The organism is Cyanobium sp. PCC 7001, from assembly GCF_000155635.1.
GTDB lineage: Bacteria > Cyanobacteriota > Cyanobacteriia > PCC-6307 > Cyanobiaceae > NIES-981.
In genome coordinates, this window is record NZ_DS990556.1 from 1323029 (window position 1) to 1346482 (window position 23454).

23 protein-coding genes and 1 tRNA gene are annotated in these 23454 nt (G+C 67.1%); 15 read left to right on the top strand and 9 right to left on the bottom strand.

The features are described 5' to 3' along the window. Nucleotides 1–200: 200 nt before the first annotated feature. Entirely contained in the window at nt 201–368 is a 168-nt protein-coding gene (locus tag CPCC7001_RS15080; protein WP_006911701.1) for a hypothetical protein, read from the top strand. A gap of 26 nt (nt 369–394) precedes the next feature. Here CPCC7001_RS15080 and CPCC7001_RS06515 read toward each other — a convergent pair whose 3' ends face one another. Together CPCC7001_RS06515 and lepA are read right to left on the bottom strand one after the other, a co-directional pair. Next, nucleotides 395–967, bottom strand: a complete 573-nt coding sequence (locus tag CPCC7001_RS06515) for a hypothetical protein (RefSeq protein WP_198006460.1) — start codon at nt 965–967, stop codon at nt 395–397. A 135-nt stretch (nt 968–1102) separates the two neighbouring features. Further along, complete coding sequence (lepA, locus tag CPCC7001_RS06520; protein ID WP_043368715.1) at nt 1103–2911, bottom strand: translation elongation factor 4; 1809 nt, start codon at nt 2909–2911, stop codon at nt 1103–1105. A 136-nt stretch (nt 2912–3047) separates the two neighbouring features. On the opposite strand from lepA, the gene CPCC7001_RS06525 reads away from it, so the two are divergent. Both CPCC7001_RS06525 and CPCC7001_RS06530 read left to right on the top strand, forming a co-directional pair. After that, nucleotides 3048–3659 carry a hypothetical protein gene (locus CPCC7001_RS06525; protein WP_156796706.1) on the top strand — a complete coding sequence of 204 codons (612 nt, stop codon included), beginning with the start codon at nt 3048–3050 and terminating at the stop codon, nt 3657–3659. A gap of 55 nt (nt 3660–3714) precedes the next feature. Then, nucleotides 3715–3981, top strand: a complete 267-nt coding sequence (locus tag CPCC7001_RS06530) for a NifU family protein (protein WP_006909540.1) — start codon at nt 3715–3717, stop codon at nt 3979–3981. A gap of 30 nt (nt 3982–4011) precedes the next feature. Here the strand turns inward: CPCC7001_RS06530 and CPCC7001_RS15085 are convergent, their stop codons facing one another. From CPCC7001_RS15085 to CPCC7001_RS15090, 4 genes are all read right to left on the bottom strand, one after another. Further along, nucleotides 4012–4587, bottom strand: coding sequence for a hypothetical protein (locus tag CPCC7001_RS15085; protein ID WP_225867193.1), 576 nt, complete (start codon nt 4585–4587; stop codon nt 4012–4014). Between the two features lie 119 nt (nt 4588–4706). Further along, a complete protein-coding gene (locus tag CPCC7001_RS14795) occupies nt 4707–5306 on the bottom strand; it encodes a prepilin-type N-terminal cleavage/methylation domain-containing protein (protein ID WP_225867194.1) in 600 nt (199 codons plus the stop codon). An 11-nt stretch (nt 5307–5317) separates the two neighbouring features. Continuing rightward, complete coding sequence (locus CPCC7001_RS06535) at nt 5318–5896, bottom strand: hypothetical protein (protein ID WP_198006461.1); 579 nt, start codon at nt 5894–5896, stop codon at nt 5318–5320. 3 nt (nt 5897–5899) lie between these two features. Further along, a complete protein-coding gene (locus CPCC7001_RS15090) occupies nt 5900–7738 on the bottom strand; it encodes a hypothetical protein (protein WP_225867195.1) in 1839 nt (612 codons plus the stop codon). A gap of 214 nt (nt 7739–7952) precedes the next feature. On the opposite strand from CPCC7001_RS15090, the gene serS reads away from it, so the two are divergent. The 6 genes from serS to CPCC7001_RS06570 all read left to right on the top strand — a co-directional run bounded on the left by serS (nt 7953) and on the right by CPCC7001_RS06570 (nt 14362). Further along, nucleotides 7953–9230: a serine--tRNA ligase gene (serS, locus tag CPCC7001_RS06545; protein ID WP_006909422.1), complete on the top strand. Its 1278-nt coding sequence runs from the start codon at nt 7953–7955 to the stop codon at nt 9228–9230. Nucleotides 9231–9284: 54 nt separating this feature from the next. After that, nucleotides 9285–9893 (top strand): Uma2 family endonuclease, encoded by a 609-nt coding sequence (locus CPCC7001_RS06550; protein ID WP_006911190.1) that lies wholly within the window; start codon nt 9285–9287, stop codon nt 9891–9893. A 51-nt stretch (nt 9894–9944) separates the two neighbouring features. Continuing rightward, nucleotides 9945–11033, top strand: coding sequence for an RIP metalloprotease RseP (gene rseP, locus CPCC7001_RS06555; protein WP_006911775.1), 1089 nt, complete (start codon nt 9945–9947; stop codon nt 11031–11033). 29 nt (nt 11034–11062) lie between these two features. Further along, on the top strand, nt 11063–11728 hold the full coding sequence (nth, locus tag CPCC7001_RS06560) for an endonuclease III (RefSeq protein ID WP_006911614.1): 666 nt from the start codon (nt 11063–11065) through the stop codon (nt 11726–11728). Between the two features lie 36 nt (nt 11729–11764). Continuing rightward, nucleotides 11765–12067 (top strand): 30S ribosomal protein S14, encoded by a 303-nt coding sequence (gene rpsN / locus CPCC7001_RS06565; RefSeq protein WP_006910404.1) that lies wholly within the window; start codon nt 11765–11767, stop codon nt 12065–12067. A 168-nt stretch (nt 12068–12235) separates the two neighbouring features. After that, nucleotides 12236–14362, top strand: coding sequence for a polyribonucleotide nucleotidyltransferase (locus CPCC7001_RS06570; RefSeq protein WP_006910408.1), 2127 nt, complete (start codon nt 12236–12238; stop codon nt 14360–14362). 15 nt (nt 14363–14377) lie between these two features. Here CPCC7001_RS06570 and CPCC7001_RS06575 read toward each other — a convergent pair whose 3' ends face one another. Together CPCC7001_RS06575 and CPCC7001_RS06580 are read right to left on the bottom strand one after the other, a co-directional pair. Further along, nucleotides 14378–15817, bottom strand: a complete 1440-nt coding sequence (locus tag CPCC7001_RS06575; protein ID WP_006911491.1) for an O-antigen ligase — start codon at nt 15815–15817, stop codon at nt 14378–14380. Nucleotides 15818–15903: 86 nt separating this feature from the next. After that, nucleotides 15904–16842, bottom strand: a complete 939-nt coding sequence (locus tag CPCC7001_RS06580; protein WP_006909122.1) for a 3'(2'),5'-bisphosphate nucleotidase CysQ — start codon at nt 16840–16842, stop codon at nt 15904–15906. A gap of 33 nt (nt 16843–16875) precedes the next feature. On the opposite strand from CPCC7001_RS06580, the gene rsmI reads away from it, so the two are divergent. Next, complete coding sequence (gene rsmI / locus CPCC7001_RS06585) at nt 16876–17739, top strand: 16S rRNA (cytidine(1402)-2'-O)-methyltransferase (RefSeq protein ID WP_043369681.1); 864 nt, start codon at nt 16876–16878, stop codon at nt 17737–17739. A 53-nt stretch (nt 17740–17792) separates the two neighbouring features. Continuing rightward, a complete protein-coding gene (locus CPCC7001_RS06590; protein ID WP_043369682.1) occupies nt 17793–18026 on the top strand; it encodes a hypothetical protein in 234 nt (77 codons plus the stop codon). On the opposite strand, the gene CPCC7001_RS15095 is transcribed toward CPCC7001_RS06590, so the two are convergent. Then, on the bottom strand, nt 18027–18929 hold the full coding sequence (locus CPCC7001_RS15095; RefSeq protein WP_225867196.1) for a hypothetical protein: 903 nt from the start codon (nt 18927–18929) through the stop codon (nt 18027–18029). It lies immediately after the preceding gene. Nucleotides 18930–19007: 78 nt separating this feature from the next. Here CPCC7001_RS15095 and CPCC7001_RS06600 point away from each other — a divergent pair. From CPCC7001_RS06600 to CPCC7001_RS06615, 4 genes are all read left to right on the top strand, one after another. Further along, a tRNA-Arg gene (locus tag CPCC7001_RS06600) sits at nt 19008–19081 on the top strand. A 468-nt stretch (nt 19082–19549) separates the two neighbouring features. Continuing rightward, nucleotides 19550–20413 carry a hypothetical protein gene (locus CPCC7001_RS06605; RefSeq protein WP_156796710.1) on the top strand — a complete coding sequence of 288 codons (864 nt, stop codon included), beginning with the start codon at nt 19550–19552 and terminating at the stop codon, nt 20411–20413. Nucleotides 20414–20576: 163 nt separating this feature from the next. Then, the gene (locus tag CPCC7001_RS15100; protein WP_156796711.1) at nt 20577–20789 is read left to right on the top strand and encodes a hypothetical protein; all 213 of its coding nucleotides are present in this window, start codon (nt 20577–20579) and stop codon (nt 20787–20789) included. Nucleotides 20790–21113: 324 nt separating this feature from the next. Next, nucleotides 21114–23454 (top strand): AAA family ATPase (locus CPCC7001_RS06615; protein ID WP_225867197.1); only part of this gene is annotated, 2341 nt, incomplete at its 3' end.

The window sequence follows — 23454 nt, forward strand, 5'->3', positions numbered from 1 at the left end:
CTGCGCTCCTGGTGATCGGAGGAGTGCCGGCAGCGTCCGCAGGCCCTCTACAGGGGCCCAACTGCCCCCCTGGGACTCAGCCGATCTGGGAACTGCGCCGCCCGACCGTTTCATCACCGTGGCGGAGCGCTAACGGCGGATGGGCGCTACCGGTGGATGGATGAACTCGGGAGCCGATCATCAGGACCTTCATTCTCGCTGTGCACAACGTTCCCTGCGCCCGAAGCATCGGGGAGCTGATCGGGGGCATGGCCAGCAAACTGGCGCTGCATGTGGTGGCCCAGGGCGTGGAGGATGAAACCACCTTCCACGCCCTGAACAACCTCGGCATCACCGCTTCAACGGCTACGGGTTCCAGGCTCCGGTGAGCGCCGTGCGCTGGTGCGAGCAGGGCTCAGAGCCCGCTGATCGGCACCACCCGCAGCTTGGTGGGATCCACGCCACGGAAGCCCATCACACCGTTGCCGTAGGACACCAGATCGCTGAAGCGGAAGGTGCGGCCGATGTTGCGCAGGGTCACCACATCCTCCTTGCCGAAGTTGCGGATCACGAACCGCTGCATGTGGTTGAAAGGGCCGTGGGTCCTGGTGTTGTTGGTGAAGAAGAACTGATCGCGCACGGCATCCTTGCCGAAGTTGATCACGCTCTGGCTGCGCTTGGTGATGGCGCCGGCATTGGCCTGGAAATCAATCAGATCGGAGGCCTTCGATCCCCTGAACACCCAGTTGCGCGCCATGGCGTTGTTGACGCGGAAACCGGTGACGATGTCGGCCGGATCGATGAGGCCCTGCTGGGCAGCCTGGCGCTGCTTGAGGGAGGAGGTGCGCATCGTGGCCTGCCAGGCCACCGGCTGCCGCAGCCAGGTGGAGTTGCCGGTGAGCTGGATCACGGAGGACTTACGGCCTCTGGCCCGCTGGGCATTGATCCAGCTGGGCTTGGAAACAAAGGACGAGAGTTGGGCGGACACGCAGGGCGTGCGGAGAAGCCGCTGTTGTAACGGTTCCCCCGTGCTGGGCAAGATCGGCTGGAACCGGATCGGGAACTGACTCCAGGCCCCAACAGCAGGAGATCCGGCGGCACTAAGCGGAGCCAGGCCTTAGGACTAGCGGTTGAGCTTGAGCACCGCCATGAACGCCTCCTGGGGCACGTCCACCTTGCCCATGGCCTTCATGCGCTTCTTGCCCTTGGCCTGCTTCTGCAGCAGTTTCTTCTTGCGGGAGATGTCGCCGCCGTAGCACTTGGCGAGCACATCCTTCCGCATGGCGCTGATGCTTTCGGAGGCGATCACGCGGCTGCCGATCGAGGCCTGGATCGGAATCTTGAACTGCTGGCGGGGGATCAGCTCCTTGAGCTTCTCCACCAGGCTCTTGCCCACGCCATAGGCCTTGTCGCGGTGCACGATGGTCGTGAGGGGGTCGGCCTTCTCGCCGTTGATCAGCACATCGAGGCGCACCAGCTCGTTGCGGCGGTAGCCGATCAGGTGGTATTCCATCGAGGCATAGCCCTTGGTACGGCTCTTCATCTGATCGAAGAAGTCGGTCACCACTTCGGCCAGGGGCATCTCGTAGTGGAGCGTCACCCGGTCTGTAGTGATGTACTTCATGTCGATGAACTCTCCCCGCCGCTCCTGGCACAGCTCCATCAAGGTGCCATTGAAGCTGTTGGGGGTGTAGATCTCCAGGCTCACATAGGGCTCCTCGATCGATTCGCGCTTCTGGGGATCCGGCAGGGTGGCGGGATTGTCCACCATCACGGTGGTGCCATCGAGCATGTTCACCTGATAGATCACCGAGGGGGCAGTGACAATCAGATCGAGGTTGTACTCCCGCTCCAGCCGCTCCTGCACGATCTCCATGTGCAGCAGGCCGAGGAATCCGCAGCGGAAGCCGAAGCCCATGGCACTGCTGGTTTCCGGCTCGTAGCGGAGAGCGGCATCGGAGAGTTGCAGCTTGTCGAGGGCCTCGCGCAGGTCGGGGTACTGGTCGGCGTCGGTGGGGAAGAGGCCGCAGAACACCATCGGCTTGGCCTCGGTGTAGCCGGGCAGGGGCTCGGCGGCGGGGTTGGCCACCAGAGTGATGGTGTCGCCCACGCGGGCATCGGCCACGGCCTTGATCGAGGCGGCCAGGTAGCCCACCTCCCCGGCATGGAGGGCCTCCACCTGGCGCTGGTCCGGCGCCATCACCCCCACCTCATCGAGTTCGTAGGTTTTGCCCGAGGCCATCAGCAGTACCTTGTCTTTCCGGCGGATCGTGCCAGCGATCACCCGGAAATACACGATCACCCCCCGGTAGGGGTCGTAATAGGAGTCGAAGATCAGGGCCCGCAGCGGTTCGGCCACGGTGTCGGCCGGTGGCGGCACCCGGTCCACCACCGCCTGGAGGATGTCGGGCACACCGAGCCCGGTCTTGGCGGAGCAGTGGATGGCGTTGGTGCAGTCGAGGCCGATGATCGCTTCGATCTCGGCGGCGATGCGATCGGGGTCGGCACCGGGCAGATCGATCTTGTTGAGCACCGGAATGATCTCCAGATCGTTCTCCAGGGCCAGATACACATTGGCCAGGGTCTGGGCCTCCACGCCCTGGCTGGCATCCACCACCAGCAGCGCCCCCTCGCAGGCCTGCAGCGAACGGCTCACCTCGTAGGAGAAGTCCACATGGCCGGGGGTGTCGATCAGGTTGAGGATGTAGGTGTGTCCATCCGCGGCCTGGTATTCCATGCGGGCGGCCTGCAGCTTGATCGTGATGCCGCGCTCGCGCTCCAGCTCCATGTTGTCGAGGAACTGCTCCTGCATGTCGCGATCCGCCACGGTGCCGGTGGTCTGCAAAAGGCGATCCGCCAGGGTGGATTTGCCGTGGTCGATGTGGGCGATGATGCAGAAATTGCGGATCCGGGAAACGGGAACGTCGGTCATGCGTGGGGTGCGGCCGCTCCGGATGGGGCTGGTGGGCGGCGGAACGGAGCTGGAGAACGTCAATCCTAGGCAGAAGCAGCAAAGTGCCTGTATGGTCAGGCCGACTGCAGCCTGATCACGGGAGCCGAGGCTGGTGATGGCAACCCCCTCCAACCGAACCTCCCAGGGCGGGGGTCAGCAGGAGCGGAGGCGCATCAGCCGTGATCAGGGTCGACTTCTCTTGTTTGCCGCCGCCCAGGACCTCGCCCGCCAACGCGGCCAGCTCGGTGAGGGGGTGGGCGCTTCGCTCGATCAGTCTTCACTCAGCCAGACGAGCTTTGCCCTCAAGACCAAGGAAGGAAAGCTGATTGCCCGCATCCGGCTGCCGGAGGTGCGCCGGATGCTGCGCTTCCGCCAGCGGCTTGCCAGCCAGTCCGTGGCCCGAGCTCAGGGCGGCCCTGAAGCCCAGCTCACCATGATGGACATGCGCATGCGCTTGCGGTTGCGTAGCGACGAGGAGCGTGCGGTGGTGTGGGCCATCAGTTACGGGCGGCGTTTCCCCTATGTGGGCGCCTGGTGGCGCCATGTGCTGATCGGCGCCGCCCTGCTGCTGCTGGGCGTGGTGCCGGGCGTGATCTACTTCATCTGGCTGGGCGGTCGCTACAGCACCTACCGCAAGGACCTCTCCGATCTGGTGACCCGCTGGCGCAGCCTGGGCAAGCAGGACCCGGATCCCAGCTTCTTCCGGCTGTACAAGCTGAACAACTGACCAGAAGCGGCAGGCCCGTTTCTATGATGCGGGGTACCAGGAGCGGATCAACACCATGACCACCGAAGCTGCCAGCACGAGCCAAGACCCACGGGCACTCACCATCGAGAACGTAGAGCGCACCCTCGATGAGCTGCGCCCCTACCTGATGGCCGATGGCGGCAATGTGGAAGTGGTGGAGATTGATGGCCCGATCGTGAAGGTGCGGCTGCAGGGGGCGTGCGGTTCTTGCCCCAGCAGCACGATGACTCTCAAGATGGGGATTGAAAGGAAGCTCAGAGAGGCGATTCCCGAGGTAAGCGAAGTGGTGCAGGTGCTCTGATCATCTGAGTCGGGTCACTGAAACAAATCATCAGCAATCCCCAATCTGACCACCGGATCCAATCGGTGGATTGCAGATAAACACAGTCTTCGCCCTAGCCACCTGACAATTGGAGTAGTCACCTCCACCAGAGTTGGCAAAGGTCAGATTATAAACGACAGCTCGGTTGGTGCTAGCTTCTGTACAGCCACCTCCGGCATTAACGATGGCCATGGTAGTACGGCGGGCCACCACACCGGTGACATTAGCTCCTCCGTGGTTTAGCACACCATTGCGGTTGGAGGGTGGTCCGCATCGGCGGATGTCCCCATTCTGGTTGTAATAAAAGACCCTGGAAACATTGGTGGCGTCGGCATAAGTTCCAGCGGGTCTGGGGATCACGAAACTCACGAGCGACGTGCCGGAATCGGCACAGCCGGCGAGGGCGGTGTTGTACGTGATGTCGGAGGCCTCACCCGCCTCCACAGCCACCAGGTAGTTGAAGCGGTTGGCATCCTCGCGTGTGCGCTGGCCCCGTTCCACCTGGCGCACGCTCAGCATGTGATTGAGCATGAGGTTGCCCACCACGGTGAACAGCACCCCGGCGATCACGAGGCTCACCAGCAACTCTGGCAGACCGATCCCCGCCGACACAGCCGGATGGCCAGGAGGAGAAGCAGCGTACCTAAGAGCCTGTCCTGGAGCTGGTGATGGGGAGCGAGACGGCATGGGCGGAGCGGCTTGATTCAGAGCGCGACGTAATCGGTGCAGTTGGCCCCCACATTGTTGGTATTGGCCCGGCCGATGTCGATCGAGCCGAGGGTTTCGGAGAGCCGGACACAGCGCAATGGTCCTCCACCATCCAGGAGCAATTTGATTTCCAATGGCCCCTGCACGGCCGGGTTAGCTATCCAGAGACCTCGGGGGGTGAAAATGATAGAATTACCATTGGTGCTTGACCCCGTCACGGTGCCCTGGAGATCACGGGGCAGGCGTAGCTGGGGGTCACGGGCGCCACAGGCATTCTCGGCAGTGGCAAGCACCGCATTGGCCGCCATCCCTGCGGAAAGACTCAGCGTGATAGCACAGCCACCGGCATTGGCATTGGCATCCACTCGCCGAGCGGAGAGGTTGCGCACTTCCTCAAGCCATCCCGCCACCTCCAGTGCGGCCGCATTGATCCGCTCCCTGCGCAATACGAACAGCAGACCGGAGGTGCTGATCGCAGCCACCACTCCCAGCACCACCACTACCGTGAGCAGTTCGGTGAGCGTGAGCCCATGGCCTGCCGGTCGGGTAGGCAGCAGCCTGCGGGCAAAGCGGTGTCGCACAGAGGCAGAAAGCATACACCTGGCCATCAGGGGCACCATGACGACACCACCGGGGTGACCTTGATCACACGCGCCGGATTCGCTGTAGGGGTTTGCCAGCTCACCACCACCACATGGTTCTGCGGGTCGACACTATTTTCGCGTACCGCAGTGAGGCGGGTGACTCCGGCGCCAGGCTGGGCCAGATTGTTGACGGCGGTGATGAAATTGGCCGTGATGTGCGAGCCGGCCGCCGTAGCGTTGCAGGCATCGTAGAAGGCCTGAACGTTAGCAACGGTGCCAGGGAAATAGTAGAAGGAATTCCCCTGGGCCTGTCCAGGGCAGGCCGCAAACGAGCCTGCGGAGTTGGTGCAGGCGTTGTAGCTCACCGAGATGTTGCCGATCCGGCTCACATCAGCCTCGATGGCGGAGCTCTGGGAGGCCTGATCCCCGGTGAGACGGATACCGCGGATAGCCGTGGAGAATACCGTGAAGGTGGCAGCTACGGCCACGGCAATGATCACGGTGCCCACTAGGGCTTCGACCAGCGTGAACCCTGTTGTGAGAGGTGAAAAACGCGCCCCTGCACGGTCTTGCGCAGGAAGGCTGGGAAGATCTTGGGACATCCCTCAGAATCCCGAAGAGTGGGTAAAGCTGCGGGCCATGAAATCAAAGAACGGCACCCCTCCCCCGGTGGGGCAGCTGGCTGATCCACAGAAAGATGGCAGGGAGGAAAATGTACGGATTTTGATGTTGCCCCGCATATCAATGCCATCCGCCCAAATTCTTCCCATGAAGTTAGGATCGGCGTTGCCACCACCATTGAGACGAATGTCAGCTCTTGGGGCATAAATGTTCATACCTACTGTGGCAGTGGTGCCATTCAGATCAAATCGACCCGATCCAGTGGCGAACACATTGAGCAGTTCAGATGCATTAAAGTCCTCACAACTAGTGGCGCCGACAGTACAGAGACTCTGGAAGGTGCGACCGGTATCGGGAGGAGTCAGCACCCAAGGGATTGGACGAGTGCACCGAGAGGCTCCGCTGGAGTAGTTGGTAGTGGGCGGCGCCCCAAGGCTGCCGGCAGCCCTGCAATCCACACGCTGGTAACCTTGATTACCCTGATCCATAATTGTACCAGTGTAGGAGGAGTTATCAAAAAACAGATTGATCTTCGCAGAGGTTGTGTCGATGAAAAAGGTATTGTTATTCCCAATATCGATACTGCCAAGGCGGCAGTTCATTTCTGTGTACGGGCGAGGAGGGGAAGCACTGATGTCCGCCGCAGCCACGCGATAGCAGGGATCCGGGGTTGTGGCGGTGAACTGCTGGTTATCAAGCCGCCGACAGTTGGACACAGAAGAACCACTCAGCTGGCAGAGCTTTACCCGTTGATCTACAGTATCGTAGTAAACATAACGACTCTGGCCGTTGCCAAAACTCAAGTCAGCGTAACCCACCGTCCCAGCAGGGTTGTTGTACACAGGGAGGGTGAGCCCAAACTCGTCCGGAGCAAACGAAATACCAGTATTACTGTTGTTGTTTGGATTACCGATCGCCAAGTTGCCCGCAGCGCAGGCCGGATTTGGAGTGCCGTTAAGGATCGTGGGAGTAGCACCGCCGTTTCCTTCCCAGCAAATCGCTTGAGTGATGAGATCCCCATTCTCATCGCGGATGTCTTTCTGGTTGTTGCTGCCTTCCACCACACCTCCATCCAGCGCCCCAAGAATCCCGCGCCCACCCCCAGGGGTCTGGGTAATGTCACAGGCTCCCGCGTCCCTCCCCCAGTTGCGAGCCCCCTGGCTGCCGAACGAGCGCTTGCAGCACTTGGGCACCACCTCGAATTCCCGAGCCACGCGAGCGGAGCTGGTTCGCCCGTTGCGAGTCACCAGACCTCGCACAGTGATCCTCAGTAGCGTCCGACCTCCTCCATCACGGATGTCGTTGAGAAAATCAGGGTTGGCGGTAATGGCCGTGGCAAAGGTGTTGCGGTTTTCATCGAGATACTGAATCGATTCCACCACAAAGCGCCGATTGGCATTCCCCGCCACCAGGTTCTGCTCGGTTGTGCTGGGAAGAAACCGGTCGCGATCCGCCGCGATGATGGACTGGGATGTGGTGGATGTCTGGGTGCCGGCCGCGTTGTACTGGGTGCAGGGGTTGGTTGCCGCATTCCAGGTGGCGGCGTCGGCATTGCCAGCGGTGAGGATCCAGCGGTTGCGCTCCCGGTTCATCGTGTTGGCGAATTCCGCGATCGCGCTCTCGGCGGTGTCCCGTGCTTCCCGGTTCACCCCCTGGGTGATGGCACCGAAGAAACCTGCGGTGGTGCGGGAGGAAAAGGCGGCGGTACCGATCACCAGCGCCAGAAAGGTGATCAGAGCCAGCTGGAGGATGTAGCCACCCTCCCGGCCAGGATGGTGGCCGACGGAGCGCTGAAGGCTGCTCCCGGCTCGCAACAGGAGCAACAAGGAGCGGCTGGATCGTTGCCGACGAGGAGCTGGAGGCCTACGCGGACGCATGGGAGAAATGGGTGTGGCCACGGTCTGCTCCGTGGGCTCACGTTGTGATGTGATGCTAGCCACCCCAATCCCTGTCGTCCCAGGGTGGTTGTCCGTCCTGCCGGGGCGGCCGGGGCGGATCTCAGCCAACTTCTAGGCTCCCCCAACCCGCCGCCACCCCGTGCTCGACCAGCGCCTGCTGCGCGACGACCCCGCCCTGATCGCCGCCCCGCTGGCCCGCCGCGGCCTCAGCCCCGACCTGGCCAGCCTGCAGCAGATCGCCCTGCAGCAGCGGGATCTGCAGGAACAGCGCAGCGGGCTGCAGGCCGAGGGCAACCGCATCGGCAAGGAGGTGGGCCAGCAGATCAAGGCCGGCGCGGCCGCGGGCGGTCCGGAGGTGAAGGCCCTGCGCGAGCGCGGCAACGCCATCAAGCAGGACGTGGCGGCGCTGGAAGAGCGGGAGAAAGACCTGCAGCAGCAGCTGCAGGAGGCCCTGCTCGCCCTGCCGAACCTGCCCGCCGCTGCCGTGCCGGACGGCACCAGCGAGGCCGACAACGTGGAGGTGAAGCGCTGGGGCAACCCGCGCCAGGAGAGCGGCCTGCTGGAGCACTGGCAGATCGCCGAGCAACTCGGCCTGTTCGACACCGAGCGGTCGGTGCGCATCGCCCAGAGCCGTTTCGTGACTCTCCTGGGACAGGGCGCGCGCCTCGAGCGGGCCCTGATCAGCTTCATGCTCGATCGCCACGGGAGCCGCGGCTACACCGAGGTGATGCCGCCGATCCTGGTGAACAGCGCCAGCCTCACCGCCTCCGGCCAGCTGCCCAAGTTCGCCGAAGAGAGCTTCCGCTGCTCAGGCGACGACCTCTGGCTCACCCCCACCGCCGAGGTGCCGCTCACCTCCCTGCACCGCGACGAGGTGATTCCCGCCGAGCAGCTGCCGCTCAAATACTGCGCCTACACCCCCTGCTTCCGCCGCGAGGCCGGCTCCTACGGCCGCGACACCCGCGGCCTGATCCGCCTGCACCAGTTCAACAAGGTGGAGCTCTACTGGTTCACCCGCCCGGATCACTCCGCCGAGGCCCACGAGCAGATCACATCCGACGCCGAGGCCATCCTCGAGGCCCTGGAGCTGCCCTACCGCCGCATCGAGCTCTGCACGGGTGATCTGGGATTCTCCGCCGCCCGCACGTTTGATCTTGAGGTGTGGCTCCCCGGCGCCGGCGCCTACCGCGAGATCTCCAGCTGCTCGGTGTGCGGCGACTTCCAGGCCCGCCGTGCCTCGATCCGCTTCAAGGACCCCGACACCAAGAGCACCCAGCTGGTGCACACCCTCAACGGCAGCGGCCTGGCGGTGGGCCGCACCATGGCGGCCCTGCTCGAGAACGGCCAGCAGGCCGACGGCACGGTGCGGCTGCCCAAGGCCCTCGTGCCCTATTTCGGGGCGGAGAGGATCGGCTGAGGGAGCGTGGCCAGCCGCCACCGCTAGCGTGAACTCACCTGCGGTGCAGGCCCGATGCCTCTCACGATCGACGCCTTGGCGCCCCTGCGCCTGCCGAAAGACCTGCGGCTCACGCCCGAGCAGTTCGAACAGGTGTGCGCGGCCAATCCGGAGGCGGTTCTTGAACTCAGTGCTGATGGGTGCGTGATCACCATGACGCCCACCGGAGGTGAGACCAGCCAGAGCAACGGCGAACTGCTTTTTCAGTTGAAGACCTATGCCCGCCTGGCAGGAGGCTGGAAGGTGTTCGACAGCTCAGGAGGATTCCACCTCCCCGATGGCTCGGTTCTGAGCCCGGATGCCTCGCTGGTGCGAATCGAACGCTGGCAGGCCCTCAGCCGCGAGCAACGCCGCGGATTCCCCCCGTTGTGCCCCGATCTGGTCGTCGAGCTGGCCAGCCCCAGCGATGAGGGGCCCCGCGGCCTCACCGCCCTGCGCCGCAAGATGACCGCCTACCAGGCCAACGGCGCCCAGCTGGGCTGGCTGCTGCTGCCTGACGACAAGGCCGTGGAGATATGGACCGCCGACGGCGAGAGCCGCCACCTGACTCAGCCCGCCGTGCTGGAGGGCGGCAGTGTGCTGCCGGGGCTGCGGCTGGAGCTTGACGCCATCTGGGCCGCCTGACGCCGACAGCCCCGCACCCGCCACAATGAACCTTCTCAAGAGGAAGCTTGCATGGGTGTTCTGGCGGCACTGGCGATCCTGGCGGGGCTGATCGTGGTGCACGAGGCCGGCCACTTCCTCGCCGCCACCTGGCAGGGCATCCGGGTGAGCAGCTTCTCGATCGGCTTCGGGCCCGTGCTCTTCGAGCGCCAGCGCCGCGGCGTGCAGTTCGCCCTGCGGGCCATCCCCCTGGGTGGCTTCGTGGCCTTCCCCGACGACGACGAGGACAGTGCGATCCCCAAGGACGACCCCGACCTCCTCTCCAACCGCCCCCTGCACCAGCGAGCCCTGGTGATCGCTGCCGGCGTGCTGGCCAACCTGCTGCTGGCCTGGCTGGTGCTGGTGGGGCAGGGCCTGGTGGTGGGGATTCCCGCCGGCTTCAGCGCCACTCCGGGGGTGCTGGTGTCCGGCGTGCAGCCGGGCCTGCCCGCCGCCGCCGCCGGCCTGCAGCCGGGCGATCGCATCGTGACCCTGGCCGGCGAGGAGATCGGCGGCGGCCAGCAGGCGGTGGCGGCCTTGGTTGAGCAGATCAAGGGCTCTCCCGAGCGCACCCTGCCCCTGGTGGCCGAGCGCGGCCAGCAACGGCTGCAGCTGCGGCTCACCCCCGACGACCTCGCCGGGATTGGGCGGATCGGAGCCCAGCTGCAGCCCAACGGCACCGAGCAGTTCCGCCCGGCCCGCAGCCCCTTGGAAGCGATCCGCCAGGCCAACCGCGACACCTCCCTGCTGGTGCGCCGCACCGCCGGCGGCTTCCTCACCCTCATCACCCACTTCGGTGAAACCGCGTCCCAGGTGAGCGGTCCGGTGAAGATCGTGGAGATGGGCGCCTCCCTGGCCCAGCAGGGCGGCGGCAGCCTGTTCCTGTTCACGGCCCTGATCTCGATCAACCTGGCCGTGCTCAACGCCCTGCCCCTGCCGCTGCTGGATGGCGGCCAGTTCGTGCTGCTGCTGCTCGAGGGCCTGCGGGGCCGGCCGCTGCCCCAGCGGTTCCAGATGGCCTTCATGCAGTCGGGCTTCGTGTTCCTGGTGGGCCTCAGCCTGGTGCTGATCGTGAAGGACACCTCCCAGCTGCCGGCCGTGCAGCAGCTGCTGGGGCACTGAATTCGGGTTCCAGCTGATCCCTCTCCCCCATGCCCCGCCTGCCCACGGCCCGCCAGCGGGCACCCCAGATCCTCGAGCGCCTCGGGGCCCTCTACCCCGAGGCCACCTGCTCGCTCCACTGGCGCACGCCCTACGAGCTGCTGATCGCCACCATGCTCTCGGCCCAGTGCACCGACGAGCGGGTGAACCGGATCACGCCGGCCCTGTTCGAGCGCTTCCCCGATGCCGCCGCGGCGGCGGCCGTGGAACCGGAGGAAGTGGAGCCCTACGTGAAGTCGGCCGGGTTCTTCCGCAACAAGGCCAAGGCCATCGTGGGCGCCTCCCGGCTGCTGCTGGAGCGCCACGGCGGTGAGGTGCCGCGGAGCATGGAGGAGTTGCTGCAGCTGCCCGGCGTGGCCCGCAAGACCGCCTCGGTGGTGCTGGCCTGGTGCTACGGCATCAATGCCGGCGTCACGGTGGACACCCACGTGAGCCGTCTGGCTCAGCGTCTGCGGCTCAGCCGCCACAGCGAGCCGCGCCGGATCGAGCCCGACCTGATGAAGCTCGTTCCCCGGGAGCAGTGGCAGACCCTCTCGATCCGGCTGATCTTCCACGGCCGCGCCGTGTGCGCCGCCCGCAAGCCCCTCTGCGCCGCCTGCAGCCTCGCCGACCTCTGCCCGAGCGCCCCACCCCTGGCGCGGCAGGCCGCAGGGTAGGCTCAGAAATCCGTTACCGATCGCAGTCCAGCCCGCATGGCGAAGAAGTCGATGATTGCGCGCGATGTGAAGCGCAAGAAGATGGTGGACCGCTTCGCCGCCAAGCGCGCTGCCCTCAAGGCCGCCTTCGAGGCCGCCGCCGATCCGATGGAGCGGCTGGAGATCCACCGCAAGATCCAGTCGCTGCCCCGCAACAGCGCTCCCACCCGGGTGCGCAACCGCTGCTGGGCCACCGGCAAGCCCCGGGGTGTTTACCGCGACTTCGGCCTCTGCCGCAACCAGCTGCGCGAGCGGGCCCACAAGGGCGAACTGCCCGGCGTGGTCAAGTCATCCTGGTAAGTCCGGGCCCAACCGGCTGAAGCCCCAACCCAACGAGTCCAAGGGCGCCTGCGGGCGCCCTTTGTTGTGACCAGCTCCAGCCTGGAGCCTTAGAACAATGCGGGGGTTCCGCCGGCCGCCAGGGGGCCGAATGCGAGAATGCCCCTTGACAAAGAGAGATAAGGCCCAGTGCAAGGACAAACTCAGTCGATCTCCTTCGATGGTCGGGAGATCCGGCTGACCACCGGTCGGTTCGCTCCCCAGGCGGGGGGCTCGGTGATGGTCGAGTGCGGTGACACCGCGGTGCTGGTCACCGCCACCCGCTCCGGCGGCCGCGAAGGCATCGACTTCCTCCCCCTCATCTGCGACTACGAAGAGCGGCTCTACGCCGCCGGCCGCATCCCCGGCAGCTTCATGCGCCGCGAGAGCCGCCCGCCCGAGCGCGCCACCCTGATCGCCCGTCTGATCGACCGGCCGATGCGGCCCCTGTTCCCGGGCTGGATGCGCGACGACCTCCAGATCGTGGCCACCTGCCTCTCGCTCGATGAGCGGGTGCCGCCCGATGTGCTCGCCGTGACCGGCGCCTCCATGGCCACCCTGCTGGCGAAGATCCCCTTCCACGGCCCCATGGCGGCCGTGCGGGTGGGTCTGCTGGGCGACGACTTCGTGCTCAACCCCAGCTACCGCGAGATCGAGCGCTCCGACCTCGACCTCGTCGTGGCCGGCACCCCCCAGGGCGTGATCATGGTGGAAGCGGGCGCCAACCAGCTGCCCGAGCAGGACGTGATCGAGGGCATCGACTTCGGCTACGAAGCCGTGAGCGAACTGATCAAGGCCCAGCAGGCCCTGCTCAAGGATCTGGGCATCGAGCAGGTGTTCCCCGAAGCCCGCAGCGACGATCCCACCCTGCCCGCCTTCCTGGAGAAGGAATGCAGCGACGCCATCGGTGAGGTGCTCAAGCAGTTCAGCCTCACCAAGGCCGAGCGCGACGCCAAGCTCGATGCCATCAAGGCCGAGGTGGGCGAGAAGATCGCCGCCCTGGCCGAGGACGACCCGATCCGCACCGCCGCCAGCGGCAAGGCCTTCGGCAACAGCTACAAGGGCCTCACCAAGAAGCTGATGCGGGCCCAGATCGTGGGCGAGGGTAAGCGGGTGGATGGCCGCAACCTCGATGAGGTGCGCCCGATCCAGGCCGCCGCCGGCGTGCTGCCCAAGCGGGTGCACGGTTCGGCCCTGTTCCAGCGCGGCCTCACCCAGGTGCTCTCCTGCGCCACCCTCGGCACCCCGAGCGATGCCCAGGAGATGGACGACCTCAACCCGTCCACCGAGAAGACCTACCTGCACCACTACAACTTCCCCCCCTACTCCACCGGCGAGACCAAGCCGATGCGCTCCCCCGGCCGCCGCGAGATCGGCCATGGCGCCCTGGCCGAGCGGGCCCTGGTGCCGGTGCTGCCCGCCAAGGAATCCTTCCCCTACGTGCTGCGCGTGGTGTCGGAGTGCCTCAGCTCCAACGGATCCACCTCGATGGGCTCGGTGTGCGGCAGCACCCTGGCCCTGATGGATGCCGGCGTGCCCCTGAAGGCGCCCGTGAGTGGCGCCGCCATGGGTCTGATCAAGGAGGGCGAGGAGGTGCGCATCCTCACCGACATCCAGGGCATCGAGGATTTCCTCGGCGACATGGACTTCAAGGTGGCCGGCACCGAGAAGGGCATCACCGCCCTGCAGATGGACATGAAGATCACCGGCCTGGCGGTGGGCACCGTGGCCGAGGCGGTGAACCAGGCCCGTCCGGCCCGGCTGCACATTCTCGAGAAGATGCTGGAGGCGATCGACAAGCCGCGTGACACCCTCAGCCCCCACGCGCCCCGTCTGCTCAGCTTCCGCATCGATCCCGAGCTGATCGGCACAGTGATCGGCCCCGGTGGCCGCACGATCAAGGGCATCACCGAGCGCACGAACACCAAGATCGACATCGAGGACGGCGGCATCGTGACGATCGCCAGCCACGACGGTGCCGCGGCCGAGGAGGCCCAGCGCATCATCGAGGGCCTCACCCGCCGCGTGTCTGAGGGTGAGGTGTTCACCGGCGGCGTCACCCGCGTGATCCCGATCGGCGCCTTCGTGGAGATCCTGCCCGGCAAGGAGGGGATGATCCACATCTCCCAGCTCTCGGAAGCCCGGGTGGAGAAGGTGGAGGACGTGGTGAACGTGGGTGATCAGGTGACGGTGCGCGTGCGGGAGATCGACAACCGCGGCCGCATCAACCTCACCCTGCGCGGCGTTCCCCAGGCGGATTCACCGGTGCCTGTGTGAGCCCCAAGCGGCTCATCAGAAGAACAACAGGCAGGAAGTGCCGGGGGTGGACACGGCCGGCGACGGCTTGAATCCCACACCACCCGGCACCACGGCCGAGATCAGGATCATCAGCACCCCGGTGAGGGCGATCAGCCGGTAACGAACCGGCGGCAGCGCGAACCGTGCCAGCACAGGCGCCAGCCTGGCTGGCACGGGCCAACCGTCCAACGCCCCATCGGGCAGCAGCGAGGGCAGCATCACCAGCAGCAACGCCAGGGAGAGCGGCCGCAGCCAGATGTCATCCACCAGCTGGTAGGCGAACAGCGTGGCCAGCAAGGGCGCCGCCATGGCGTTGTGGCGAAAGCCGCTCCAGCGCCTGGGCACGAAACCCGTGGCCAGCAGCAGGGCGAAACCCGAGCCCAGGATCCCGATCCAATAGACCAGGGCCAGCGGCAGGTTGTGGGGCCCGCACAGGCCCGAGCCGGCCGGCACCGCCTGGATGCCCACGCCCCACAGCGGCGAGGCCAGGAAGGCCTGGGCGTAGACCTGCCAGTTCAGCAACCGCCGCATCGAATCCTGGGTTCCCTGCACCAGTTCGTTGCTGTTGCGCTGCACGGCGTCGGTGAAGAAGCTGGCTCCCCCCACCAGCACGGTGCCAAGCGCTGCCAGCAGCGCCGCGGCCAGCAGCAGCAGCAGCGCGGTGCCGAACAGCCGCCGCCGCTCACCGCCGCCGCGCCAGGCCTGCCAGCCCACCATGGCGGTGCCGAGGGCCGTGGCGAGGAACGCGCCATCCCCCTGGCTCAGGCCGATCTGCAGCAGGCAGAGCAGCGGCACAGCTGCGCAGATCGGCCACCAGAAGCCGCGCCAGCGGCGGATCGTGCCGCTCTGCAGTTGCTGCAGCAGGGGCAGGAAGGTCCACAGCAGCAGCACCGTCAGCTGGTTGGCCCAGCGGGGGTTGAGCGAGAGGTAGGGCACGCTGAACACACCGCTGGGCAGCGGCACCCGCACCCAGGCGTAGGGCTGCAGGCCGTTGAGCTTCACCGCCAGGGCGATGCCCACGTCGATGCCCACCACCGCCACGGCAAAGAGGGCCAGCAGCCGGGCCGTATCGGCCCGGTGCTGGCGCCAGGCCGGCTGCAGCAACGGCAGCAGACCAAACTGAAGCAGGGCCAGCCCCAGGAAGCCGAGCGAGATCCAGGGCACCGGCCCCACCGCCCCGCCGAGCAGGGCCACGGCCGCCAGGCCCAGAAGACCCAGGCCATACCAGCCGCCGATCGCCGGCACATCGAAGAAGCTCCGCGGCTGCGGGCGGAAGCACCACAACAACAGGCCCACAGCCGGCAGAAGTTCGGCCAGCCGCTGGGTCTGGAATTTCAGCAGCGGGTAGCCATCCACCAGGCTGATCAGGATGCCCAGCAGCAGAGCCGTCAGGTACCAACGCAGGGGATTGCGCCGGTCTGCAGCAGGAATCACCCGGACGTCCCATCTGGGCGGACGGTAGCGGTGGTCACGGGAAAGGCCAGAGCCGCCGCTCTTGCCCTCACTGCAAGCCTGGCCCCCTACACCGCAAAGCCGGGATCGATCCGGGCCATGGCGGCAGCCGCCCGTTCGCACAGTTCGCCGTGGGCGGGGCCGTGGCTGGCGATCAGGCAGCCCGCCTGGCGCACATCACCGGTGTTGTAGGTGAGCGGCGCACCATCGGCATGGGAAAAGGCACCGCCGGCGGCCCGCAGCACCGCCTCCGGGGCGGCCATGTCCCAGTCCTTGGGGGCGCTGCGGCCCGACAGCGACACATAGAGGTCGGTTTCGCCCCGCAGGATCGTGGCCACCTTGCCGCCCACGCTGCCGATCGCCTTGGTGTCGCCCAGCTGCAGGGCCTCCAGCAGCTGCTCCAGCCGCTGGTCGCGGTGGTTGCGGCTGGCCACCAGCACCAGCTCACCCAGATGGCGACGGCTCGAGAAGCGCACAGGGCTGCGCTCGCCGGCGCGGTTCTCGCACCAGGCTTCTCCTCCACCCATGCCTCCACCGTCACCCACCACTCCCATCCAGAGCTCCTCCATCTCCGGCAGCAGCACCACCCCCAGCACCGGCGTGCCGGCGCGCACCAGGGCCAGATGCACGGCGTACTCGCCGGTGCCCTGCAGGAAGTCCTTGGTGCCATCGAGGGGATCCAGGATCCACAGCCATTCGGCCGCCAACGGCTGCCCCTCCACCAGCTGCTCCTTGGCCGTCTCCTCGCTCAGCAGGGTCCAGTCGGCGGCGGGAAAGGCCTCCCCCAGGCCATCGAGCAGCCATCGGTTCACCGCCAGATCGGCCGCACTCACCGGCCCCTCGCCGCCGGCGTCCACGCTCAGGGCCGCCGGAAAGCCGTAGGGGGGCTGCTGGCCGCGGGCATAGGCCCGCAGGATGTCGGCGGCCCCCCAGCTCAGGCGGCGCAGCTCGGCCAGAAGCGTGTCGAGCGCGATCCCCGAGGGCAGGGTGAGGCTGGCCGGCATCATGCTGAAGCTGCAGGCAGCATTGTGCAGCAGTCCGTGAATCCACAGCCCGAGCCGGCACCGGGGGTGCTCTACCTGGTGGGCACCCCGATCGGCCACCTGGGCGACCTCTCCCCCCGAGCCCGCCAGGTGCTGGCCGGCGTGAGCCGCGTGGCCTGCGAGGACACCCGCCGCAGCGGCCTGCTGCTGCACCAGCTCGGCCTGCGCAGCCGCGAGCAGGGGCCACGGCTGCTGTCGTTCCACCAGCACAACCAGACCTCCCGCATCCCCGAGCTGCTGCAGGCGTTGCGGGACGGGGAGGCGGTGGCGGTGATCAGCGACGCCGGCCTGCCCGGCATCTCCGACCCCGGCGAAGCTCTGGTGGCCGCCGCCCGGGCAGCGGATCTGCCGGTGATCTGCGTGCCCGGGCCCTGCGCCGTGACCACGGCCCTGGTGAGCAGCGGCCTGCCCTGCGGCCGCTTCTGCTTCGAAGGGTTCCTGCCGCCCAAGCCCCAGCAACGCCGCCGCCGGCTGCAGGAGCTCGCCGGCGAGGAGCGCACCCTGGTGCTGTTCGAGGCGCCGCATCGGCTGCTGGAGCTGCTGGAAGACCTGCTCGCGGTGCTGGGCGACCGGCCCCTGCGGGTGGCGCGGGAACTCACCAAGCGCCACGAGGAGCAGGTGGGACCCAGCGTGAAGGCGGCCCTGGAGCACTTCCGCCGCACCGCGCCCCAGGGCGAATGCACCCTGGTGCTGGGGGGCGCCCCACCGGCCGAAGCGGCCGCATGGGATGAGGAGTCGCTGCGGCAGCAGCTGGCGGCCCTGATGGAGCAAGGCCTCAGTGGCCGTGATGCGGCCCGCACCCTGGCGGAACGCAGCGGCCACAGCCGGCGGGAGCTCTACGCCCTGCTGCACCAGACCTGAACGGCAGAGCAGGAATGACCAGGCAGACTGGGCGCCTGCCGGCCTTCACCTCGATGCTGCTGCGTCTGCGCCTGGTGCTCAGCAGCCTGGCGGGGGCCACCCTGCTGCTGCTGCTGCTCTGCCTGGGGGCCCAGAACCTGGACCAGCGGCCGCGGCTGTGGCTGGGTCGCGGCAGCACGGCGCCGCTGCCGGCGGGTTTCCTGGTGGGAGTGGCCCTGGTGGCCGGGGTGATCAGCGGCGGCTGCGCGGCGGCCCTGCTGCTGCCGGCCCGCAGGCTGGAGCCCTGACTAGGAGCCCGGCAGCGCGAACAGGCTCCCCTCGATCACCACCCGGCTGATGCCCTGGGCCAGCAGGAAAGGAGCGGTGCGCTGCAGCAGGGAGGTGTCGGGCAGCTTGATCACCCGCTGGTTGCGGCCGCAGTGGCGCTTGGCCTGGCGCGGATTCACGAACACCATGAAGGCCTGGCGTTCCGCCTCCTCATCGGGCAGGGGGCCCAGCTCGGTGAACTCCCGCAGGGGGCGGGCCTCCAGCTCCACCTGCTTGTCCACCAGCAGGTAGGCGCTCTCCGGCAGGGTCGCCTCGGCCAGGGGCCGGCAGGTCACCGGCTCCGCCTGCTGCTCCAGGGCCAGCACCGGCACCGCCATGAAGCTGCCGGCCTCGTCGTCCTCACTGTCGTCAGCGTCGTCGCCGTCGGTGTCGTCTCCGTCGGGGTCGTCACTCTCCTCGTCGTCGCCGAAGTCATCGGCATCGTCGATGGCCAGCTCGCGGCGGTGGTGGGGCGCTTCGGCCTCCTCTTGAAGGCTGGCGGAATCGTCCTCGAAGGAGGCCTCGGCGGCGGCGGACTGCGAGCGGGTGGAGGCTTCGGGGCCTTTGGCTGCTGCACTTGCACCAGCTGCTGAACCAGCACCAGCGGAGCCGGGTTCGTCAGCGCCGACGTCGGACGCGGCCGCCGCCTCAGCGTCCGAGCTGCCCAGCGGAGAGCTGGACCGCGCTGGTCTGGCGCCGCGCCGCTGCTTCAGGCCCTCGTACTCCTGGGGGTCGAGGGCCGCCTTCACCACCCGGGTGATCGTGTTGGCACTGCAGCCGAACACCTTCGCCAGCTCCGTGCTGGAGTCTCCAGCCCGGTAGCGCGCCACCACCTCACCCTTCTGGCCGTCGGAAAGCCGGCTCGCCACCATCGCCCGTCGCATCCAGAGCAGCAGGCCACTGTAAGGGCCACCCCTCGAAGGACTGCCACAATGCCCGGAACCGGCCCGCCGGGCCGTCCTGCTCCCTTAGCTCAGCTGGATAGAGCAGCTGCCTTCTAAGCAGCCGGTCGATGGTTCGAATCCATCAGGGGGCGTCAGCAGAAATCGCAGTCCCTGACAGGGTTTAAGCCAGGCGGGAGAAGGGGTTTCAGGGGTTGCCGAGACGCAGCCACGGGGCCCCTAATGGCCCCAAAAACCCCAGGAAATGCCAGGATTTCACGCAGTTTGCGTGAAAAGAAGTGGCCTCGCCTCCCTGGCTGAGGAACCTCAGCCGCTCTTTCAAGCAGCACCGCCTGGGGCGCACCGGCTGGTACGTGGAGGTGATGCGCGACCGGCTGCGCGTGGTTTCGGCCGAGCTGCCCCCGAGGCCTGACGAACCCCCAGGCAGCCCGCCGAAGCGTCGGGCCGTCACGCTGCAAGCGCCACCGGGCCCGGCCACTGCTGCGGCGGGGCTGGCGGAGGCGTGCGCCCTGTTCGATGCCGTCATGGCTGGCTACTGGCGTTGGCCAAATCCAGATGCGCCACCGCCAGCCGATGACCCCGGGCACCTATCCGCCACGGCCTTGAACCGCCTTGTCGAGCAGCTCCGCGCCGAGCTGGTGGGCGAGCGGATGGGCGAGCGGACATGGGCCCGCACCTGGCTTCCCTACCTGCGCCAGCTGGCAGCGACGGCGGAGCAGGGTGGGGCTGGTGACGATGCGGCCTTCCTGGCCCGCTACCTGCGCCGCTGGCAGGCGAACAGCAGGGCCCGGCAGATGGCCTACGACCGCGCCCGCGCCCTTTGGAAGCACGCCGGCTGGCCATGGCCCAAGGAGCTGGCCCAGCTGCGGGGCAATGGCAAGGCTGCGGCTGATCCTGACGGTGTTCGCGCGTTCACCGACGAGGAGATCAGCGAGCTGCGGTCCCGCATCGAGGCGAGCGCCCGGCTCACCCCATCAGACCTGCTGGCCTGGGACTGCCTGACGGTGTTTGGGCTGAGGCCCCAAGAGCTGATCGACCTGGAGATCAAGCGCGGCCCACGCGGTGGCCCGGTCGCAGTGGTGACCCGCTCGAAACGATCAAGCAAAGGAAGCACGCGACCGCGGCAGGTGCCGGCCGTGCCCCCGGCTGGCTGGCCTGCTGACTGTCACCGCCTGCTGGCTCGCTGGAAGGCTCACGGGCTGCCCGAGTGGAGCCAGCGGCTGGCCAGCCCCGGGGAGCACCTGTCCCAACAGCTGCGACGGTTGCGGATGCCGCAGGGGCTGACTGCCTACGGGCTCCGTCATGCGTTCGCCCTTCGGTTGGGCGTGGAGCTGGGGCTGCATGTAAGGGAAGCCGCCGAATTGTGCGGCCACAGCCCTGCGGTTCACCTGGCCACCTATGGCCGCCGATTGGACGGCCCCGCGCTGCGCTCGAAAGTCGCAGAACTGGTAGCCGCCAGGAGCTGAGAAAGCAGACGGGGCAGGCAATTCCAGCGACGGAGTGCACCGCTTAAAAAACCGAATAAAGGAGAGGATTGATATTCGGTTTCTTGCAGGATTGCAGTCCGAACTTGCGCGGCGTATTGTGAAAACAAGGGGGCACAACTGGCCTCCTCCGCGCTTTCCAGTCATGAGCTTTTCGTTGACCACCAATGAGGTGGTGGATTCGTTGCGCGTGGGCAAAAACACGATCACGCGATTACGTCAGGCCGACGTACTTCGCCATGGCGTGCACTACGTCAACGTGGGAGTAGGTGCTCAGCGCCCCACCTTCCGCTGGGATCTTGACGCCGTTCAGGCCACCCTCATCAAACGCGGCAAGCAGCGCAGGCGGGCCGCCTGAGATAGCCGACCACATCGATCAGCTGCATCTGTGCCGCAGCTCAGCCCGCTGGGATCGCTGCCGGGCCGCCTACTGGCTGGCCCGGCCATGGGCTGCAACTCGCGCCGCCCGTTTCGAGGCCATGGCCGCGGCCTGGGACGCCCAGGGCGATGCGATCGAAGCCGAGCAGCAGCGCGAAGAGCTGCCCACCGGCTGACAGCACCAGGCCAAAAGAGAACCCCGGGAGCGGTGACCCCCGGGGCGCAGTAACTGACAACCTGTACCACCATCCTAATGGAATCCCGCAGCAAAGCCCAAGAGCAGGCCGCCGCCTTCGATGCAGCGATGGCCGCCCGCTTCCTGCAGCTGCTTGGGAAGGACCCGGCAACAACGCGAATCCGGGGATTCTTCGAGAAAGGAGATCCAAGGAAGGACAGCGACCGTGGCCGCAAAGGCACCTACAGCCACGAGCTGGTGGAGCAGTGGATCACCGAAGGCCGCGGCGTCTATGTGGTGATCAATGACGGCGGCGACACCAAGACATCGATCAGTGGCTGCCGTGCACTGTTCAACGAATGGGACGACCAGCCGCGCCCCTGGCAGCTCACCGCATGGCGCGCGCTGGACATGCCTGAACCGACAGCCCAGATCGACACCGGCCGGCAGTCGATCCACACCTACTGGCGACTGCTGGAGCCGATCACAAAGGAGCAGTTCAGCGACCTACAGAAACGGCTCGCCGCCCGGGGGCGCTCCGACCCATCCATCCACGACCCCTCGCGGGTGATGCGCCTGCCGGGCTGCCCGCGTGGCGATGGCGACCGGGAGCCGGTGCTGCTGCTGGAAGGCACCGGCACACCCCACGACGCGGACACCTTCGAGGCCCTGCTGCCACCACTGCCGGAGCGCCCAGCACCCGCGCCAGCAGCACCAGCCAACGGTGCCGGGCTGCCACCGCTGCAGATTGCCAGCGACCTGCCGCCCAGGCCGCCCGAGGCCCTCGAGCACGCGCTGCAACAGGTGCCGCCCTTCGAGCACAAGCAAGGGCGGCGCCAGGAGCTCGTGGCGCTCTGCTTCCGCATGCACGTGGAGCTGGGCGCCGATGAAGCCCTGGCCGTGATGCAGCGCCATTCGCCAGCCGTCCGCGACCTGCCCAGCTATTTCCGCACCAAACCGACGGCGATCAGCCCCGGCTCCCTCTGGCCCTTCCTCCGCGACGCCTACGGCATCGACATCAGCCGCCGCGACCTCAAAAGCACCCGCCCCAGCAGCGACGGCGCCGAGAGGTTCGAGGCGATCGGAGACGCTGCCGGGGCTGGTGGGCAGCAGCAGGCCGCCAGCAGCGTCCAGGACCGCCAGGGAGCCGCCCAGGGGCCCCAGCAGCAGCAGGGCATCGGCACACCCGAGGAGGCCCTGGAGCGGCTGGCAGAGCGCGCAGCGCAGCTCCTGGCCGATCGCGTGCAGTTCAGCGCACGGCTGCCACTTATGCGGATCGCCGCCGATGACATGGGCATCACCATGCGCGACGCCGAGCTGATGGGAATGCTCACCAGCGCGCGACGCCGCCGCCTGCACGGTGATGCCGCGCTGCTGGAGCCCGGGCAGGCCCTCGACGGATCCGACGCGCCATGGGCGTGGGATGGCCTGATCCTGCGCGGCTGCATGAACCTATTGGTCGCGCTGCCAAAGGTCGGGAAAACCTCTCTCCTGCTGGCGATGATCGCCGCGTGGCATCGCAACGAGCCCGCCTTCCTGGACCGCCCGCTCTGGGGACCCTGCCCGCCTGTCCTGCTGATCGGCCCAGACCAGCCAGGCCGCGACTGGCGCCGGATGCTGATTCACGTCGGGCTGATGGCCGACGACGGAAGGATCAAGGCGCCCCTGGTCGGCCTCGCGCACTCCGGCCAGCCGCTGCACCTGACCCCCGAGGGGATTGACACGATCGCCAGCTACGCGCAGCGCCACCCGGGGCTGCTGGTGATCGTGGACTCACTCACCACGGCCGCAACAATGCCCCTGGGCCTCAAGGAAGAAAGCCCAGAGGCTGCCATGCCGGTACAGGAACTGATGGAGCAGCTGGAACCGCACGGCGCCACCCTCGTCCTGATCCACCACGCAGGCAAGGGGAACGCCCAGGGCAGCGGCACAACCGCCAGCAGGGGAACGACCGCAATCCCTGGGTTCGCGTCCCAGGTGCTCAAGCTCGAGCCCGTCAACCCGAACAACCCTGGGGACCGGCGCCGGATGCTCACCACATCCGGCCGCGAAGGCGAGCCCCTGGGCCTGGTCGTGGAGCGCACCGACTGCGGCTGGGTGCTCCACGGCAGCGCGGCTGAACTGAGCCAGCAGCAGGCAGACGACACCCTGCTCGAGAAGCTCACCGCCAATCAGTCCGACTTCCTTGAGCTGGCGATGGAACGCAGGGAGAAAGGGCTCGACTTCGTCACCAGCGCCGAGGTGGTCGAGCACCTGGGCCTGGTTGGCAACGGCGCCCGGCAGCAGGCCCGATCCATCGGACAGGCCCTCAAGAACCGGGGGCTGGTGGTTGAGCTGAAACAACCCCGGCCAGGGATGGGTGGCGCCGTCTCCAGATACGGCCTCACCGATAAGGCAATCCAGGCCCTCTCGCGCGCGCGCACGCGCGCGGGGGCCACAAAATCAGGGTTCTCTGGGTTCCCTGGGTTCC